Origin of the sequence: Methylocaldum sp. GT1BB (genome assembly GCF_051027545.1) — a bacterium.
Lineage (GTDB): Bacteria > Pseudomonadota > Gammaproteobacteria > Methylococcales > Methylococcaceae > Methylocaldum.
In genome coordinates this window covers 4,881,850-4,900,998 of record NZ_CP194902.1, presented here as the reverse complement: position 1 = coordinate 4,900,998, position 19,149 = coordinate 4,881,850, and the positions used below count along the sequence as shown (strand labels likewise).

Here is a 19,149-nt window from a genome sequence, read left to right as displayed (position 1 = left end):
TTATCGTCATGGATTAGAAAACACGGCATCGGATGACGCGTTGGGAGCTACTTCCTTCGCCAGGAAGGGCTCGATATTGAGCAAGGCACGTTGTTCAACCCCGGGCCAAGAATCCGCAACCCGGGAGGCGAGGGCTTCGCGAGATGAAATCAGTTCGTCGATCAGCGGTGCCAGGCGGGAAGGATCAAGAATCGACTCGGGCGACACCGCCAGATGTCCGGGAAGTTCGAAATGTCGAAAGAGTCCTTCGAATTTGCCTTGATAAGTGACGGCGACGATGGGCACACCCTGGCCGAGCGCCGCGACCGCCAAATGCATCCGTCCGGTAAAAACGGCGTCCGTTAGGCCGGCGATCGCCTTTAGCTCCTTTGCGGAGAAATGATTCTTCCAGTAGCGAATTCGCTCGCCCAACTCGTCCTGAAGACCTTCGAAAATCGGTCCGAGCATGGCTTCATCGCCTAGCGGGCCACCACGAAAATCGTGCGAGATGAACAGATAACTCACATCATTCCGCGCCGCGACGTCGCGCAGTGCTGCTACCGAGGCACTGATCATCGCCGAGCGTAGGGATTGATCGCCTTCCTTGATCAGCATCGGGTGGAGATTGAAACCCACCACGGTACGGCCCTTCGCCCGCTGCGAATCGGCCCAAAGACGAACAACCTCCACTCGGTCGCTGAACGAGGGCCGTAACAGAAAGGCCGCATCGGCGACTAGCCTCGAATTAGCCTGGGAGACTCCTTTAAAGCGTTCGAGAGAAACTTCGTCCCGGACGGAAACGACGAAACGCTGATCGAGGGAGCCAAGGCAGCGCCGCAAACGCGAGGACGGTTTCTCGTTGAACGAAAATCCCAGAGTCGCGCTTCGTTTTCCGAGCCGCGCAGCCATATCGCCGACCACCCACAGGCGCAGAGCGGTCAGCGGAGTGTAGTATCCGTCCATCACATCGCCACCGACGATCACCAGTCCTTCATAGCGGGACATGGTCTGGATCAGCCGGCGCAGCGACCACTTGGGATTTGCCCAGACCGGTTCGAGGCGTACGCCGAGATCTGCCAGTGTCTCGGGAACTTGGTCATGGTAAGTCAGCAGCCCGAATTGGCAGACGGGATTGAATGCGCGGATCCGCTCAACGAACGCCGTGATCATGGCCTCGTCACCCTTGGAGCCGGCAACCGTATCCGGATCGCAGGGAGCGATCAGAATCGAGTTACAGGCTTCGAGCAGATCCGGATAGGACGGATTGACCAATTGCCCCTTTTCGCGCCGCCATTCCCGATACAGCATCGGCACCCGCAAGAACTCTCTCAGGCGGCCTCGAACCCCCTTCGCTCGAACGTTCTTGATCTCAATCGGCTTTTGGGGCTTATCGGAACCTTGTTCAGTCATCCACGCCTCATTGATTTGATGGTTTGTATTGATTCGATCAGATGGCGGCGGCCGAGAAGCGCAATTCCCATGGCGTAGACCGTTATTCCGGCGGCAAGCTTCACGGCGAGGTCCGACAGCTGATTCAGGCCGAAATCGGAGAGTGCCGGGCCGATCGCTCCGACGGCGAAAAACATCATCGCCGCCGAAAGGGCGAACGGAATAACGCACCGCAGGATTCTGCGAACGGATACGCCCAGGTACCTTCTTCCGAGATAAAAGCTCACGGGCGTCGCGACGAGTTGCGCCAGCACGTAAATCTTGACGGTTATGTCCAGGCCTTGCCCTTTGGTCGCCACCAGGGCGGCGCCGGTAGCCGCCGCCTTGACGATGGCGATCGCTAGCGCTGTAGCGGACCGGCCGATGGCGTTCAGTCCTGATGCGTTGTAGTACTGGAGCGTCTGAACGGCCCCGAGGAGGGCGAGCGGAGCCAGAATGTCCGCGGTGTCGGCCCATTTGGCGCCGAATACCGTCATGCAAAGCTCCGAGGCGACCGCGGAGACGAGCACGAAGCACGGCATCGCCAGGGCGGCGGTCGCGGTCATGGCGCGGTAATAGGCCTGGGCCAGTCGTTCTCGCTCCCCGGCGATCCGCGAGAAGCCCGAATGGGCCACGTCCATGACCACCGAACTGAGGAGCTGCATCATGATGGTGTAGATGCGGGAACCGACGGCATAAAACCCGAGCGTGGCGGCGCCGAGCCACGCGCCTATGGCGAGCTCGATGGCGCGGGTATTGGCGAAATCCAGCAGGCGCATGCCGAGGACATTGCTTCCGTAGCGGAGGAGTTGACCGAACCCGACGAAACTGAACTTCAGTCCGGGCTTCCAGACCGGCTTGAGCCAGAGCAATATCAGATTGACCGAGGTACTGGTCAGAAACTGTCCGACCAGACTCCACACGCCGAAGCCGGCGAGCGCCAGCCCGACACCCACCGCGCCGCTAACGACGGTCGCGGCTACGGTTCTGAGGGCCAGCCAGCGGTACTGGAAATTTCGCCGGAACAGGGCCTGCTGGCAGAACCCGAGTGAACTGATCAGTATTCCGAGGCACGACACTCGCAAAATTTCGGTCAGGCGCTCGATGCCCATTACCGAGGCGATGAGCGGTGCCCCCAGCCAGGTCGCCGTAACCAAAAGAGCTGCCACGAGAAAATTGGCCACGAAAACCGTATTCAACTCTCGCGGCCCTATCGTGGGACGTTGCACGACCGCGTCGGCGAGGCCCTGTTCCGCAATGATCTCGATAAAGGCGAGCACCGCGATGGCGGCGGCGAATACGCCGAATTCATCCGGCGACAGAATTCGAGCAAGCAGGAAAAATACGGCGATGGTCGCCAGTCGTCCGCCCCAGTTACGGACGGCCGACCAGATCAATCCGGACAGAACCTTATTGCCCAGCGAAGGCGTGGTGCTGCTCATGCTTTACGCCTACCGGTCCAAAGCGGTGTCTAAGCGCGCAAAAAAAGCGTCTATCGAAAAGCGCTCCACGTACCGACGGGCGTTTTTGCGAAGATGCTCGCGCAGTGCCTGATCGCCACCCCATTGCAGAACGGCCGCCGCGAAATCGACAGCGTCGTCGCAAATTTCGAGGGGGCTGTCGTCGGTCGGGGGAAAACCTGCGGCTCCCACGCTGGTCGTAATGCAGGGCAGACCGAACGCGAAATAATCCAGCATCTTGATCTTCATGCCGCTCCCGGCGCGCACCGGATTGATGGCGAAAAGCGCGGTTGCGGCGAGTTCCGAGAGGTCTTGAACGCGGCCGTGCAGAACCACGCCCGGAATGCCGGGCGTGAAGGCGAGACACGCCTCGCCCGCCACGTCCAGGATGAAATCGTTCCGCACCTCGCGCACTCGCGGCCAGACGTTCTCCAAAAACCAGCGGAGTCCGTCCACGTTGTGCGGCGCATGGCTGCCGAGATACAGAATGCGGGACTCCGAGGCGCCCCGAGGCTTTATCGGCCTCGCGTCAACTGGCGCCGGAAGAGCGACGATCTTCGCTATCGGCATCAGATTGCCGAGGTCGAGGGCGTCTTCGTCGCTGATCGCGAGCAGCACGTCAAAGCCTCCGAGCATGGCCTGCTCCTGTTCCGGGGTCACCGGGGGAACGGCGGTTATGCCGCGAGCCTCCAGGGACTGGCAGCGCTTGTAAAAGACGTCGTGGGCGATCAACAGCGTGCGGGTGCGGTTCGGCAACCAGTTCACGATCCGCGCCCGGAAAATGGTATCGACGAAGACATAGTGGGGAGCTAGTCGGGCGAACAGCGGCGCCAATCGGCGCAGATCCGGTTCGCTCAGGCAGCGGCCGATAAAGACGGCTTTGCTCTGCGATGCGCCGCGCCAGTTCGCCAGCCGTCGGGCCCATGCGCCGCCCACGCTATCGAGCAGCCAGCGGTAAACGGACCGAATCAGGGCCCGTGGGTGTGTGACAAGGCGCCACTCCCCCAGCCGAACCGTTCCGGGCACGTGAATCTGGAGTCTTGTGCAACCCAATCGGCGCCGGGGGCGGAATATCGGCGCCGGCAGGCGCGGTCCGCTGATCACCAGATGCGCCTCGAACTCCCGTGACTCCAGGTATTTCACGAAAGCGTGGTTGTAGGTGGAATACCCGTTCAGGCCCGGAACCGGCAAATCCTCGCACAGAAAAACCGCGACCGGACGCAGACGTTCGGTTTTAGGCGCGCTCATTTCAATTCCCACTGCAGCAGAAGCTTGCGTTGGACCGGCAGGAAATTGTCGTCGGACACCGCCGTGACGACGGTGATTCCGTTTTCGTCGCGATGGGCGGCGATACCTTCCATGTTGTCGATCTCGTGAAATAGCCGATTGGCTTCCAGAACGGGGGAGCCGTCCGAAACCGCTCCGGGCCGTATGTCGGTTGCCGGGATGCGGCGAAGACGCATCTTGAAACCGCCGAGCAGCGATAGCCGCCGCTCGAGCAAGAGCAAATCACCTTCCGGGAGAAAGACGGCGTCGCTGATGTCGTAGCCGTCGGTCAAGCGGACCTTGAGTTCCAGCGCCGTCCCTTCCTTCAGAATCCAGGCCGGAGCCATGTCGCGACCGGTTCGGTCCCGCTCGGCAATGGCGAGGAGCGCACCGCCGAAATCATGTCCGGCGGGAATCGCGACCAGAGCTTCCAAGCCGCGACCTTTCGGCAGTGCCACAATGTCCGGAGGAACCGGCAGGAGCCGACCGTGGCGCCGGAGCAAGTCGGATGTCGGCTGGAAAACGGCTATCCCGTTGCGGTGCCCTTCGAATCCCAGGTAAGCGGCCTCGGCGGTCAGCTCGAGAGACTCGATGTCGCCCTTGCCGTTTTCTCGGAGTGGTTTTCCTTCGGGCCCAAGAACCGACGCCATCACCACATCGGCGACGCCGCTCGGACGGCCCCGGTCGTACAAGAGACGGCCTTGTACCCAATAGCCGGCATCGGTGACTGCCGCAAACCCATGGCCGCGGTCCGTCATCCGCAGGCCGGAAATTCCGCCGAAATGCGGGGCGCCGGATTCGAGCACCAAGCCGCCCCGAAAGACCAGCGGCGACGCTGCGGTTTCCGCGATCTCGATTTTTGAAAACTCGGCGATCGGGTGCGCCTCGACCGGGATAGGCGTAAGACCCGGCAAGGCTACCGTGGGTTTAAATCTCAGAAAGCCGGCCCAGGCGATCGCGGCGGCCAACACTGAGGCCGCCGCGGCCGTTACCCACCATCGCCACCGCCGTGCGACGCCGTATCCGGTTCGTGGAGAAGCTTGCGTCGGACGGCGCGTATCGCGAAGCCGGTCGCCGCTGGGCACGATTTCCGTTACAGCCGCTTCGAACCGTTTTCTCATGGGCTTCGTCACGAGCGCGCCGGGTGGCTGCATCGGGCCGCCTGGGCGAGTCTCAGCGCCCGTGAAAAAGCGGGCCAGGCCAGTTCGCGGCGAAGCAGCAGATAGATGCCCACCAACACTTTTCGCACCGCCTGCAAGGCGACCGCCCGGCTCGAGGCCGCGCTTCGAGACAGCGCGTACAGGCTGCCGGCATAGTAATGTCCGATCAACCAACGATGAGGGTCGCGGTGCCCGACCAGAGAGGCGTCGAACCAGACGGCTTTTTCCCCGGCGGCGACATAGGCGCGCAGGGCGTAATCGAGGTCTTCTCCGCCGTTGATCGGCGCTCCGACCCCCAGGGACTCGTCGAAATACCCCGTTTGAGCGGCGCGAGAGGCGCGCATGAACAGCGTATTGGACGAGGCATTGGCAACGAATGCCCTGGCGCTCGCCGGCCGCGCGGCGCGCAGCTCCGAAGGCAGGGCGGAGAGCGTCGAAGGCGTGGAGGAATACCGGCAGATCGCGAGATCGAGCGAGGCGTCTCCCCCGAACAAAGCCAGCATGGCTTCCAGCGTGCCCTCCGGGTACCAGGCGTCGTCGTCGGGGAAAGCGACCATCAATGATCGCTCGAACATGCCGTCTTCGCGCGCCCAGCTCAGGAGGAGATTCCGCGCCTTGGAGAGCGAAACTCGATCGGGAATGGTCGTTACCCGGATATAGTCCGGCAGATCGGGCAGCGGCTGGCCGGGAGCGTGCCGCTGCAGCAACAGGTATTGAACGACCCGAAGGCCGGACGTCGCTATGGCGCGCTCTACGCTCCGGACCATGCGCTCCAGTTCGTCGTGGCGTCCGCCCGCACTATCGTTGGTGGTGAAGAGCAGGGCGTCCACCTCCGCGTAGCGTCCTTGCTCGGTCGCGGGAACGGCGTTCATGAGCGCTCGCTCCGGAGAGTGCGCGCTTCGCTGGGCGAAGTGCGCCGACCGGCGCGACGCATCAGCGCGCGATCGTAGGCGGCCAGAAGGCTGGAGACCTGGTCGGGCCAGCGAAAGTGCGTGCGGGCCCGCTCCAAGGCGCGCTCGGCATGGTTCCGGCGCAAGGACTCGTCTTTCAGGAGAGCCGCCAGGGCGGATGCCAGCCCCTCGGGCGTATGGTCGGGCGCGTAACGGGCCGCATCCCCGAGGAGGCGCTTGGTCTCCGCTAGTTCAAAGGCGACGATAGGCATCCCCAAGGTAGCGTATTCGAACACCTTGCACATGCTGATTTTGTCGTTGTATGTGTCGTAAGGATCGGGAATGACGCCGATGTCGAAGCTGGATAGGGCGGCCAACAGCGCTTCCCCGGACAGGAAACCCGTGAATTGGCAGACATCGGCTACGCCCAACGACTGGGCCAGTGCTTTCAGCGAGGCAAGCTCGGGGCCGGCGCCGACGAATCTGCAAGTGAATCGCGGCAGCCCGGATTCGTTGCGCAGCGCCGCAACGGCACGAATCAGGTTGTCCACCCCATCCTGAGCGCCCATGACCCCTACGTATCCGACCGTGATCGTGTCTTCCACGTCGGTTTTCGGCACCCGTTTGAACTTAGTAAGGTCCGGCACGCCGTACACGGTAAAAACATCGTCGGGATACTTGCCGCCCCGATTTATGGCCAGTTCCTTGAACGTTTCGTTGGCCGAGATGACCACGTCCGAAAACCGGAAGGTCAGTTTTTCGAAGAGTCGCAGCAGGGCGTGCATCGGGCCGCGTTTCTTGAACTTGGATTCGTAGAGCTCCGGACAGATGTCGTGATGATCGAAGATCAGCGGCCGGCCGAGCGCTTTATAGGGCAGGGCAACCAGGAACAAAAGATCGGGCGGATTGGCGATGTGGATGACGTCGAAACCGTGGCGTCGAAACACTTTGAAGGCCAAACGCGTTTCGTGGAACAGCGCCGCGCCGTATTCCAATAAGAAGCCCAATGCGCCGCTGGCTTCCAGGGGCAGGGGATGGCGGTAGACCCGGATGCCGTCGATCACGATTTCCCGTTCCGGGTGCCTTTCGGTGGCCGGGCAGATCACCGTAACCTCCCAACCGGCGTCGCGCAGTGCGGTCGCCTCCTGCCACGACCGCCGGTCCAGCGGCAGCGGAAGGTTTTCGACAATCATTAGACAACTTGGCATTTAAACCCCCGGTGAATGGTCATTTTTTCGCTCCTCTCGAATGCGATCTTCGTTTGCGGTCGTTAAGCGAAATCGTTTTCCGCCATCATGCGACCTTGCCTTTCGTCGGCCCCTTCCAGGCGACCGAAGGGACCTGCCACCACGATGTCGGTTTTGATGACGCGGGCCGGATTGCCTGCTACGACCGTCCGGGGCGGCACGTCGCGCGTGACCACCGAGCCCGCTCCTACGATGCTTTCGTCCCCGATCGTGATCCCAGGCAGAATGATGCTTCTCGCTCCCACGAAACACCGGCGTCCGATCCGGGTGTGAGTATGAAAGCCGCGGGTCAGGTCGTGCGCGAGAATGGCGACGTCGAAAGCGATGTAGGACTCCTCGCCCACGTGGATCCCCTTGGGATTGGTCAGATCGAATTTGGTCGACAGCGAAAACTGGCTGGATGGATGGATATCCATGCGAAAGACCTTCACCAGCCAAAGGCGCTTGAATTTGACCAGGTACAATCGGACCCATCTGAGTTTGCCGAGATTCATCTTTGACGTTTCTCCTGGATACTTGCTTTTTTGAGGTGAAACTTTGGCGATGTCCTGGGTCAGACCCTGTGCGGCGGGTCGAGGGCGGGCTCGGCCGTCCGAAACGGTTGAGGACTGTACGATTCGGGAGATGGCGGAACCGGTTCGCGGCGGTCGCAGGAACCGAAGAAGGCAACCACCAGCGCCATGAAGATTTGAGGCACGCTGAATGTGTTGTCGGTTGACGAATAAACGAAGAAAGCCGCAGCGACCATCAGAAAAGCCCACTTTTTCGTCACAAGAGGATCGCGCAGCAGGTTCACCAGCATGGCTATGAAGGCGCAGCCCATGAGCAATGAGCCGACATAGCCGACCTCCACGGTGAACCGAAGATATTCGTTGTGCGCGGCGACCGTGTGCGTCGTGGTGGACGTTCTAGCGGACAGGATATCCATCTGGTGTCCCAAGCCGACGCCGAAATAGGGAAAGCGGTGTACGTAGGCTTTCAGTTCGTTCCAAATGATGTCGCGGCCGCTCATCGCCTCGGACGACACGCGGGTCATCAGTTGGTCTCCCATGAGGTAGAAAAGTCCGGCTACCACGACGCAGCCGTAAAGAACCATCAAGATTCTGAACACCGCGGACCGGCTTTCCATGAACAGCATCGCGCCGGTAACGCCGAGCGCGAGCGCCGACGGCATACGGGAAGCCGTGAGCATGGTGATTCCGGCATTGACGAGGGCAAGCAGGAGATAACGCGAACGCTGCTGCAGGGCGAGGTAACTGGCCGCCACGGCGCCGGTAACGCCGGCTCCCCCGAGAAATGCCGGTCCCATGTTGCCGGCGAGCCGGCGGGTGCCGAGATAATCCGTCATCCATAGATAACTGATGCCCATTGCCTCGTAAATCGTTCCGAGCAACACCGAGACCGGCGGAATGAGGGCTGCGATCAGCAATATGAACTCCCGGTCTCGCTGTTCCGGAAAAGCCGTAAAAAAAAGCAGAAAAGCGATGAGACTCACCAGGCTTCGCGCGTATCGGTTCCAGGAAAAGGCGTCGAACTCGCTGAGAAGACCGCAGACGAAGCTGACGAGGATGATGAAGCCCATCAACACGAGGTTGGCCGGAATGCGCTTGCGGGTGAGCGTGAAAACCAGTCCCGCCAGGATTAAAAACAGTTTCTCGACGGGATTGGCGTTGGCCAGGCCGAGCAAATGTCCCATATTGAGGACCAACACCAGTTGCGCGAGAAGAAACATGCGTCTAAACGCCATGTTCGGCTCCCCTCCCGTCCGGCGTTCGGCGCAATCGATCTTCAAAACTCATTGAGTACCGCGCCCACGATCCGGCAGCCGACGGCGGTCAGCATTTGCCGGAGAAAATCGGTTTCGGAGAAGGGGGTTACATGCTTTCTCACGATCAGCAGGGATGCGCCGGCGCGCGCGGCGACCGTTTGGGCGTCGCTGCTGGCAATTCCGCCGGGCGTATCCAGAAGAACGATGTCGTATGCCGCCGAGAAGTCCCTCAGAAGCGCATCGAATGCGCCGCGGCTGAGCAATTCCAACGGATTGGGCGGAAGTGTGCCGGCCGGAAGCACCGATAGATCGGCGAATTCATCGATGCGGCGGATGCATTCGCCGCCGCCGCGACCCACCAGCAGATCGGACAAGCCCATGCCGTTGCGGCCCAAAGCGAAAATGTCGTGCTGGCTCGGGTTGCGCAGATCGGCATCTACGAGCAGCGTTCGCTGTCCCAGTTGCGAAAATACGACGGCAAGGTTCGACACGGCATAACTGCGCCCCTCTCCGCGACGAGGACTGGTTACGGCCAGGGTTTTGCTCCCATTACCGTGCCAGCGCAGCATCAGCTGACTGCGTATGGCGCGGAACACCTCCATCTGGGGGCTGAACGGCTGATACGCGGCAATCAGTCGAGTGCTGAAATTTCCCTGTCCCGGCTTCAAATAGCGGTAATCGAACTGTTCCGAAATCGCTCGGTTGATGTCTTCTTCGGAAATCAATCCAAGCCGCAGTGCGGCCTCGCCGAAACGCAGCCCGGTTTCTCTCTGGAGATGCAGCACCCGTTCCGCATCGAGCGGCGAGAGCCTGCCCGATTCCCGCAGGATTTGTCCGATCCGGCGTTCGGCGCCGATAGGTTCCGGGTTAATCTTGAGCGCCGGGGTTTGTGTCATAAAAAGATCTCGTTGGGCAATGAGAGATGGGCGTTTCGTCCCTGCCATCGGGGCGACGGCTGGAAGATTTGCGTGCGGCCTTGGCAATCGAAGCCTACCGGTTTCATGGCGGCTTCAGACCGGAGTTTTGGAGAAAGCCAAACGCCATTTCGGATGGCGTAATTTCGCATCGGTCAAAACCCCTAGCACGGGGAGTCCGAGTGTGATGCTCAAGTCTTCCGGGGAGCGCACGCGGCGATCGAGCAATTCCAGCAGCAAAGCGAAGCTGACCGCCAGAATGACGCCTAGAAAAGCCGCTACCGCGACGTTCAGCAGCACTTTCGGCCGCGACGGCCGCAACGGCGGTTTGGCGGGATTCAAGACGGCGACATTGGTTTGGTTGGCCTCGCTTTCGAGGCGCGTCTGATTGAACCGTTGCAAAGCGGCTGTGTAAGACTGCCGGGCATGTTCGACTTCATGGGTCAGTACCGCGAGTTCGTCCCGCTGCTTGTTGAGTTCCAGTACTCGTGCCTTTTGCGCGCCGAGCGCCGTTCTGAGCTCGTTTTCGCGCATGCGCGCGATGTCCACCGCGGTATTCAGGCTGTGAAGGATGGTTTTTGTCTCGGCTGCCAACTTGCGTTTGAGGCTGCCGGCTTCGGCCACGGCTTGCTGATGGATGGGATGGTTGATGTCGTATTTCTCTCCGATTTCGGCAAGTCTGGTCTCGGCTAGCGCCAGTTTCGCCTTCAGATCCTGAACCACGGAATTGGCAAGCACATCCGGTAAGGTTTCCGGCAAGAAGGCGCTGCCTGCCGCTTCCAATTGATTGCGGCGGGAGATCAGATCGTAGGTGTGCGACTGAGCGGCCACCAGCTGCTTGGAGAGCTCTTCCAGCCGGCTGTTTTCTACGTCCCAGTGTTGGTCGAGAGCGACGATGCCCTTTTCCTGCTGGTATTCGGACAGACTGGCCTGGGCTTTCTCCAGGTTTTCCCGCAAACCCTTGATTTGCTGCTCGAACCAAGCGGCATTCTGGCGCGCCGGCTCGGTCTTGAGTTCCAGGTTGGTCGCGATGTAATTTTCCGCGAATGCGTTGGACAGCGTGGCGGCGAGTTGCGGGTCGGTATCCGAGAAACCGACCTGAATCACGCTGCTATCACGGGATGGCTGGACCTCGAGGTTTTTCAACAACTTGTCAGCCAGCCAGTCGCGAATGTCGCCCGTTCCCTTTGCTTCTTGCTCGAACCGTTCCTTCGATTCCGGCAGATCGGCCAGCTTGAGTCGATCGACGACCTTGAGCGCCACGTTATGGCTGCCGATGATGTTGACTTGGGTGGCCATGTAACCCGGCATCAGCTGCGCCGGCACCGCGATGCCGGTAATGGGGTCCACGCCCTTGTAATCGACGACGAGGGTCGACGTGGCGGTATACGCCTTCGGCAGTATCAGGCTTATCGCGAGGACCGTCAGGGCAGCCGCCAGCGGCGTAAGAACGAGCACCCACAGCCGTGCCCATAGAATCTGCAGGAACTGATTCAAATTCATATCTGGTTACCAATCCATGAAATCCATGCCGAGGACGAAGGCATGCCTTTGCTTCCGGGAAGATTCGCTAAAACCATCGTTCGTCCACATAGATCACATCGTCCTTTTCGATCAGTTCATCCAACTCCGCATCGAGCGTCGTCAACTGATCTTCCGAGGATCTCCGCTTGATCGTGATGCTGCGCAGGCTGCCGCGAGGAGTCACGCCTCCGCCCAATGAAATCGCTTGAGCGACGGACATGTTCCGCTCCAAACGGTATGCGCCGGGGCGCTGCACTTCGCCGTGGATGTAAAAAACCGGGGCACGCGGCACGAATATGACGTCTCCGTCTTCGGCGAAAATGTCTTCCGACGCTTTTCCTTCCTCGAGCAGTTCTTTGAGATTCAGCTCTTCGCGGTAGGTTTGCCCATTCCGAGTTCGGGTCACGATGGTCCGATCGTCTCCTTGCGGATTCACGCCTCCCGCCAGCGCGATCAACTGAGTGACCGTGCTCGCGGTATCCAGGGCGAAACGTCCGGGTTTGTTCACGAATCCCAATACGGCCACTTCGTGACTGCGGTATTCCTGCACCGTGATGTTTACCTGGGGATTGCGTACGTAACCTCGTTCTGAAAGAAGGGTTTCGACGCGAGCTTCCGCTTCTCCGACGGATAAACCGCCCAATTCGATTTCCCCGAGGAGCGGAAACGTGATTTTTCCGCTATCCGAGACACGGGTTTCGGTGGCGAGATCCTCGTTGCCGTAAACCGCAATGCGTACGACATCGTTGGGGCCGAGCAAATAATCGGCCTGCGAAGTCGATAGGATCAGCAAACCGATCAAGCCGATAAAAAAATGCGGGCAAATACCGAAGGGTCTGAACATGTTTTAGTGAATAAAGTTCGAAAATAAGGCTGAATCCAAAAGTCCAAATAATGAGAATCTACGCGCGCCCTTATATTCTTCCGATCAGTAAGCGGTGTCCTGTTTGAGAAAGACACCGGCGGTTCTCAAAATAATCCACAGGTCCAGAGACAGCGACCAGTTCCGCAAATAATCGAGATCGAACTCGATTCGGGCTTTCATTTTCTGCAACGTGTCGGTTTCTCCCCGGAAACCATTGACCTGCGCCCATCCGGTAATACCCGGTTTTACCTTGTGACGGATCATGTAACCTTTGATTTGAGTGCGGTACAGTTCGTTATGAGCCACGGCATGCGGACGAGGCCCGACTATACTCATACGCCCCTGCAATACATTGATAAATTGCGGCAATTCGTCCAGAGATGTCTTACGCAGAAATCGGCCGAAACGGGTAATTCGATTATCGGTTTTACTCGCCTGTCGAACGTTATGACCGTCCTCGCAGACCGTCATCGTTCGGAATTTGTAGACTTTGATTTCCTCGCCGTCGAGGCCGTAACGACGCTGCTTGAAAATGACGGGACCGGGCGAACTCAGCTTGACCCCGATGGCTATCGCAAGCATCAATGGGGAAATCAAAATCAGAATGATCGATGCAAAAAGGATATCGACGATACGCTTCATGACCCGGTTGACACCATAAAACGGTGATTCGCAGACAGCCACTACCGGAATGCCGTTTATATTCCCAAATCGTGCTTGAATGAGATCGAAGACAAAAATATCGGGAACGAAGTAAATGGATGCCGTGGTATCTCTGAGTTTATCGAGAAGATCGAAAATCCGCGGCTGAGCCATCATCGGTAACGCGATATAGATGAGGTGAATGGATTTAGTTCGGACGAACTCCGCCACCTCGTTCATCTTTCCCAATAGATTGATGTGGCTCACGCCTAGACGCTCCGGACTCCTGTCGTCGAAGAAACCGGCGAAGCTGATTCCCAAATAAGGCGCGGACTCGAACTGTCTCGCTAATTTAAGGCCGAGCTCGTTTACCCCGACAATGATTGCTCTGCGTTGGGCATCGCCCTGCGAGACCGCCGATTGCAATGCACGACGAGCCAATAGTTGTACCGCAATGAGCACCAACGGCGTGGCGACAAACCAAGTCAACAGAAGCTTTCTCGAAAAGTCGTCCGACATTTTTGCGGCAAAACCCAATATCGCCAGGAAACCGAATAAAAAGGTCCAACGAGCGAAAATATTGCCGAACGAACGCAAGAGACTCGATTTGAAGTCTAGTTCCAGGTCTATTTCGTCAAAAATTAGCGAGGCGATCAAAAATGTTATTACTAATAGCAAAAAGTAATGCTTTTCGATCTTTAATCCATAAAAGTGGATCGTCAAGATAAAACACCCGACGATCACAATTGGATTTAGAAGACTCTTGACTAATAGAACTGAAGGTCGGTCGATTGCCTGCAAGCCTTTTTCTCCTAAGATCAGCGAAATAGGGTAGCTGTCGTAGGGTGACGTTAATGCAGAGAAGAATAAATGGGTTCGGCTTTCTTGTTGCCGCGTATAACCTGCAATCCGATCAAGGTAATTCCGACCAATATCATGAGCCAGGTTTCTGTGTCGGGTGCGGGCGAGGCATAACCAGCGTACATGTCCTCTTTTCGATTTTTCTTGTAGCGGTCGACGGCCATGGCATCAAGAGAAAGCTCTTGCATTCCTTGGAATGTTATTTCAGATTCATTCCAGCCGTTCTTGGATTTTCGGCCCGGTATGTCAAGGGCAAAGCGGATGGCGTTTACGTTGACAGAAGATAGGAGGCGATAGGAGCTTTTGGCTATGCCGAAGAAGGAGGTTTCAGCAAAGCCTGCTTTACCGGAAGGTGGTATATGAGCGCTAGACTTATCGATAGCGTGGTTCCTTTCTTTGTCATGATAAGGCGTGCCGAAAGTTGAAGGATAATCACTGAAGTTCTCCGCAGATGCTCCTTTAAACCAGATGAACAACAGGCAAAAAATTATTCTGTAAGAGACGTTTAGAATCTGTCTTAAGCTCATATAAAACCCCCATGTGATGCGTCTAAAGAAAACAGAACTGGATGCTCGTATTCTTATGAAATCCAATATCGATCAGCTAGGCGAAGCGTAAGTTGGCTTATTATCAGTCCATTATTGGGTTTTAAATGGAGGAATGTTATTCGATATAAATTCAGCGCCGCTGTCGGTGGGCGATAGGGTATTGCCGGAAGGTTCCATGCCGCCAAAATACTCTACGGTTGCAGTCTCCCGGAGCCGGCTCAATTCACGGTTTATCTGCGTTATCCGCCGCTGGTTTGTGAGGAAGGACTCGATCAGGGGAGTGGCCTTATCGTGATCGAGGGGAGCTTCTTTGACCGTCAACAATTGCAACACGAGAAACTCATCTCCCGCCTTGAACGAAACGGCATCTCCTTTGTTGAGGCGATCAAATTCGTCTAGTTTCTCCAAGGGTAGATGTTCGGCAGGACGTATTACCGTTTGTAAGGTATGGGGAATATTTTGCTCGTGCAGCCATTTTGACAGGGCGTTGAACCGCACGGGCTGCTTTAGGCGCGAGTCAATAAGCTTGTTGTTTTCAGGCGTTAGGGGGATAGATATTTGCTGGAGTTCGTAGATCTTGCGCTTTTCGAACAGTTGAGGATGGGATTTGTAAAAAGCGCTGATTTCAGCGGGGTCCGGTTTGGCAACCGCTTGAGCAACATGATCGAGGTAGGCCTGTGCGAGAACCTGACGCTCAGCCATCGCTGTAGCAAGCGTGACACGGGGATCACGGTCAAGATGCTTTTCGATCGCTTGTTTTGAAAGAAGTTGTTGGTTTATCAGGCTGTCGATGCTCTTCTCCCAAATGCTTCCGACTTCACTATCGGGGCGCGTGGCCGAACCAGAGAGGAGAACATCGAGCTGACCGACGGAAATGTCATCTCCGTTAACACGGGCCACGATTTGGGTCGTTTTGTCGGACGCGGACTGACTGTCGCATGCACTCAACAACGCCAAAATCGCGTGCGCACTCAGCGGCAGCGATCTCAACCAAATCTTTCTATCCACAATTCTCCGTAAAATCATGAACTCCTAAACTCCTAATCCTGTTTCCAGCGGGGTCGAAATATTTACCGTGTACGAACCATGTAAAGCAAAACCTGGACCATCATCGTTTTTCGGTCCAGTCCTGCGAGGAATGCGGTCTTTGGACCTACGCGCAGAAAGGCCGTGATTACAGCGTATACCGCGGATACCGTCGCTTTGAGCTTCGGGGTTGGGAGTCTGGACACAGCTCTTGAATCGATGGGAAAGGGTTGCGAGGGTATGATGTTTTTGTTTGATTACGCTCAAAAAGAGGTCTTCCGGCAGCGGATTTGTTCCAGTTTCGCTCGTTTTGGAAAGCGTTGAGTCGCTGCAAGACGACATCGCTCGTGAGAGCAGGCTGCAACCGGTCGAATGCGCTTGAATCAACGCGTTTTTCTGTCTAGCGTGCGTCCGAACGCGTTTTCGTCGGGGCAATGGGAGAAATCGTGCCGTCCCTCAAGCGTAAAGGTCATCGGTAGTGTCACAGTTTTGCGACAAGATGGGGCTGTTAATTGGATGCGTATGGCTTCGGCCATCACTGTGAAGGGTTCATGCCTTCGGCGCGAGCGATGCGAGTGTATTTGCGGAAAGTTTTGGTGGGGGCTTGCGACAGAGTTAGCTCCAGGAGTAACCACGACGAACGGGTATTCGATGGAGCCGAGGGTTTAGGTGTTGCCGGACGGCGATAGGACAATGGATAAGTTGTACCTGGAAACGGCAGTTGGAGCTGCGGACCGTGCGTTAGGCCGGTTAGATGGCCTTGCCTGTCCTCAGCCCCGTCGAAGGGCCTGCCCTGAGCTCGGTCGAAGGGGCACGAAGACGGTGGGCGGCGCGGGCGGCTCAGCCGCGAACCGGCCGGCGAGCGTAAGAAAACAGGTCGCGACTGAAGCGACGTTTGCAATTGAAGGAGCAACGCCGCCTCGGTCGGCTTTTGCAAGCGAAACCCAGGGCGCGCTTCGGCGCGACAGCTCTGCCGCTATTCGGGGGTAATCCCGAACGCCTATCGCGCCTCCTTGTTATTAAGTCGTTTCGCCTTTTTCTCCCTCTTGCGGACGGCGAAGGCGTATACCGAGTTCGCGGAGCTGAGCGTCGGTGACCATGGCCGGAGCGTCGATCATCGGGCACCAGGCCGATTGAGTTTTGGGGAAGGCCATGACTTCGCGTATCGATGTCGCGCCGCTCATAAGCATAACCAGCCGGTCCAGACCGAAGGCCAAGCCGCCATGAGGCGGCGCTCCATACCGGAGCGCATTGAGCAGGAAACCGAATTTTTGTTGGGCCTCTTCATCTCCGATCCCGAGCAGCTCAAACGCGGCTTTCTGCATGTCGGTACGGTGGATACGTATGGAGCCACCGCCGATTTCAGTGCCGTTCAGCACCATGTCGTAGGCTCGGGAAAGGGCGCGGCCGGGATCGGACTGAAGCTCCTCGAGGCTGCATTTCGGAGCGGTAAACGGGTGGTGCAGTGCGAACCAACGGGCTTCCTTTTCATCCCATTCGAACATGGGAAAATCGACCACCCATAGCGGCTTCCAGCCTTTGTCCACGAGTCCGCGGTCTTGGCCTAGCTTCAGGCGCAGGGCGCCTATCGCTTCGTTGACGATTTTGGTTTTGTCGGCGCCGAAGAAAATGATGTCGCCGGTTTCCGCCTCGACTCGATCCAGGATGCCGCGCACGGCTTCCGCAGGAAGGAATTTGACGATCGGCGATTGCAAGCCTTCGACTCCGGCGCTGCGGTCGACGACCTTAATGTAGGCTAGGCCCTTGGCGCCGTATATGGCGACATACTGGGTCAGATCGTCGATCTCCTTGCGGGACAAATTGGCGCCGCCGGGGAGTTTAAGCGCCACGACTCTCCCATCTGGATCCTTGGCGGGACCGGCGAACACTTTGAATTCCGCTTGTGCGACCAAGTCCGCGATATCGACCAATTCGAGCGGGATGCGCAAATCCGGCTTGTCCGAACCGTAGCGTTGCATGGCTTCCGCATAAGTCAACCGGGGGAAGGGATTGGGCAACTCGACGTGCAAAACGTCGGTGAACAGCTGCCGAATCATGTCCTCCATGAGATACATGATCTGGCTTTCGTCCATGAAGGAGGTTTCGATGTCGAGCTGCGTGAACTCCGGCTGGCGATCGGCGCGAAGATCCTCATCCCGGAAGCAGCGTACCACCTGATAATAGCGATCCATGCCGGAAATCATCAGCAGCTGTTTGTACAACTGCGGAGACTGCGGCAGAGCGAAAAAATGATTCGGGTGAGTTCGGCTCGGGACCAGATAATCCCGCGCGCCCTCCGGGGTCGCTTTGGTCAGGAAAGGAGTTTCGATCTCGTAGAACCCGTGATGATCGAGAAATTGTCTGAGAAAGCGTACGACGTCGCGCCGCATCTTCATGCGCTGCTGCATCACCGGACGGCGCAAATCGATGTAGCGGAAACGCAGACGGGTTTCCTCGCTGACTTCGATTTCGCTTTCCAAGGGAAACGGGGGCGTTTCGGCTTTGTTGAGGATTTCCAACCGCGTAGCCAGAACCTCGATTTTGCCCGTCGGCAAATTCGGGTTTTCCGTGCCGGCGGGGCGGAGGCGAACCGTGCCGTGCACTTTAAGCACGTATTCGCTGCGAACCGTCTCTGCCAGCTTGAAGGCTTCCGCATAATCGGGATCGAATACGACCTGAACAAGGCCTTCTCGGTCGCGGAGATCGATAAATATCACGCCGCCGTGGTCGCGGCGGCGGTGAACCCAGCCACAGAGGTCCACGTCCTGATTCAAATGGCTTTCCGTCAATTCTCCACATCTGTGGCTACGCATTGCTATATCTCTAAATTCGAACGACAAAAACGAAAATATTACGGGTCTGGCTATCGATGTACAAGTTTACGAGGCCGCATCCGCAGTCGACTTTTGGGTTTCCTTCTTGGCCGTCGACGAATCCGATTTACCGTCGGAAGTGTCGCCGGCCAGGTTCTTTTTCTTGTCTTTTCCGCCCTTGAAGTCCGTTTCATACCAGCCACCCCCCTTCAGTCGGAAACCGGCGGCCGATACCAATTTATTCAATTCGAGATCGCCGCATGCGGGGCATTCTTTCAAAGGATCGTCGCTGATTTTCTGGATGGCTTCGAATTCGTGGCCGCACGATTTGCATTGGTATTCATAGATAGGCATGGAAAACTCCTCGTTTGATCTGAAACAGGCGCTTGTAATATGAGGGTTTAGGACGAGTTTTCAAGGACAATGTTCCATGATCCGGGAAACGGCATTTGACCGCTCAGGTGCCCCCAAAAGCCCGATGAATACGGCCGTTTCGCGGATGATAGGCTGTCCGCAAGATTATGGATCAGGCAGGTAACCCGAATAGTCGCTCGATAGCGGTGTTTCCGTGTCCGGCGAGTCGGGATCCGCCGGCTCACCCGCTATGGCATAGGACGCCGAGGCCCATTCGCCTAGATCGATCAATTTGCAGTACTCGCTGCAAAATGGCTTAAACCGATGGGTTTCGCTCCAGGCGACTGGCTTTCGACAACGAGGACATTTAACGATTTTATATGAAAGTGCGTCGGACAAACTCG

Annotated in this window: 17 protein-coding genes; all 17 read right to left on the bottom strand. The window is 57.6% G+C overall.

Annotated elements, in window-relative coordinates; all coding sequences use genetic code 11:
- Positions 1-6 precede the first annotated feature (6 nt).
- Positions 7-1,389, bottom strand: a complete 1,383-nt coding sequence (locus ACR2TX_RS23025; RefSeq protein ID WP_347257487.1) for a polysaccharide pyruvyl transferase family protein — start codon at positions 1,387-1,389, stop codon at positions 7-9.
- Positions 1,386-2,849 carry a lipopolysaccharide biosynthesis protein gene (locus ACR2TX_RS23020; protein ID WP_347257486.1) on the bottom strand — a complete coding sequence of 488 codons (1,464 nt, stop codon included), beginning with the start codon at positions 2,847-2,849 and terminating at the stop codon, positions 1,386-1,388. The genes ACR2TX_RS23025 and ACR2TX_RS23020 overlap by 4 nt, the downstream gene beginning before the upstream one ends.
- A 9-nt stretch (positions 2,850-2,858) precedes the next feature.
- Positions 2,859-4,115 (bottom strand): glycosyltransferase, encoded by a 1,257-nt coding sequence (locus ACR2TX_RS23015; RefSeq protein ID WP_434130767.1) that lies wholly within the window; start codon positions 4,113-4,115, stop codon positions 2,859-2,861.
- Positions 4,112-5,254, bottom strand: a complete 1,143-nt coding sequence (locus tag ACR2TX_RS23010) for an esterase-like activity of phytase family protein (protein ID WP_168175422.1) — start codon at positions 5,252-5,254, stop codon at positions 4,112-4,114. Before ACR2TX_RS23010 ends, ACR2TX_RS23015 begins: the two co-directional genes overlap by 4 nt.
- Positions 5,255-5,262: 8 nt before the next feature.
- Positions 5,263-6,165 carry a glycosyltransferase family 2 protein gene (locus tag ACR2TX_RS23005; RefSeq protein WP_434130766.1) on the bottom strand — a complete coding sequence of 301 codons (903 nt, stop codon included), beginning with the start codon at positions 6,163-6,165 and terminating at the stop codon, positions 5,263-5,265.
- On the bottom strand, positions 6,162-7,391 hold the full coding sequence (locus tag ACR2TX_RS23000) for a glycosyltransferase family 4 protein (RefSeq protein ID WP_077730535.1): 1,230 nt from the start codon (positions 7,389-7,391) through the stop codon (positions 6,162-6,164). The genes ACR2TX_RS23005 and ACR2TX_RS23000 overlap by 4 nt, the downstream gene beginning before the upstream one ends.
- 62 nt (positions 7,392-7,453) lie before the next feature.
- Complete coding sequence (locus tag ACR2TX_RS22995; protein WP_077730536.1) at positions 7,454-7,924, bottom strand: acyltransferase; 471 nt, start codon at positions 7,922-7,924, stop codon at positions 7,454-7,456.
- 59 nt (positions 7,925-7,983) lie between these two features.
- Positions 7,984-9,177, bottom strand: coding sequence for an O-antigen ligase family protein (locus ACR2TX_RS22990; protein ID WP_156879757.1), 1,194 nt, complete (start codon positions 9,175-9,177; stop codon positions 7,984-7,986).
- 41 nt (positions 9,178-9,218) lie between these two features.
- Positions 9,219-10,094: a chain length determinant protein tyrosine kinase EpsG gene (gene epsG, locus ACR2TX_RS22985; protein WP_156879758.1), complete on the bottom strand. Its 876-nt coding sequence runs from the start codon at positions 10,092-10,094 to the stop codon at positions 9,219-9,221.
- A gap of 114 nt (positions 10,095-10,208) precedes the next feature.
- Complete coding sequence (gene epsF, locus ACR2TX_RS22980) at positions 10,209-11,615, bottom strand: chain length determinant protein EpsF (RefSeq protein WP_156879759.1); 1,407 nt, start codon at positions 11,613-11,615, stop codon at positions 10,209-10,211.
- A gap of 67 nt (positions 11,616-11,682) precedes the next feature.
- Entirely contained in the window at positions 11,683-12,480 is a 798-nt protein-coding gene (gene epsE, locus ACR2TX_RS22975; protein WP_077730539.1) for a polysaccharide export protein EpsE, read from the bottom strand.
- A gap of 84 nt (positions 12,481-12,564) precedes the next feature.
- The gene (locus ACR2TX_RS22970; protein ID WP_156879760.1) at positions 12,565-13,944 is read right to left on the bottom strand and encodes an undecaprenyl-phosphate glucose phosphotransferase; all 1,380 of its coding nucleotides are present in this window, start codon (positions 13,942-13,944) and stop codon (positions 12,565-12,567) included.
- Between the two features lie 50 nt (positions 13,945-13,994).
- Positions 13,995-14,531, bottom strand: a complete 537-nt coding sequence (locus tag ACR2TX_RS22965) for a hypothetical protein (RefSeq protein WP_143735168.1) — start codon at positions 14,529-14,531, stop codon at positions 13,995-13,997.
- Positions 14,532-14,642: 111 nt separating this feature from the next.
- Positions 14,643-15,578 carry an EpsD family peptidyl-prolyl cis-trans isomerase gene (locus tag ACR2TX_RS22960; protein WP_434130765.1) on the bottom strand — a complete coding sequence of 312 codons (936 nt, stop codon included), beginning with the start codon at positions 15,576-15,578 and terminating at the stop codon, positions 14,643-14,645.
- 1,019 nt (positions 15,579-16,597) lie between these two features.
- Positions 16,598-18,391 (bottom strand): aspartate--tRNA ligase, encoded by a 1,794-nt coding sequence (gene aspS / locus ACR2TX_RS22955; RefSeq protein ID WP_434130764.1) that lies wholly within the window; start codon positions 18,389-18,391, stop codon positions 16,598-16,600.
- 66 nt (positions 18,392-18,457) lie between these two features.
- Complete coding sequence (locus ACR2TX_RS22950; protein ID WP_077730544.1) at positions 18,458-18,745, bottom strand: FmdB family zinc ribbon protein; 288 nt, start codon at positions 18,743-18,745, stop codon at positions 18,458-18,460.
- Positions 18,746-18,910: 165 nt separating this feature from the next.
- Complete coding sequence (locus tag ACR2TX_RS22945; RefSeq protein ID WP_077730545.1) at positions 18,911-19,144, bottom strand: DNA gyrase inhibitor YacG; 234 nt, start codon at positions 19,142-19,144, stop codon at positions 18,911-18,913.
- Positions 19,145-19,149: the final 5 nt, after the last annotated feature.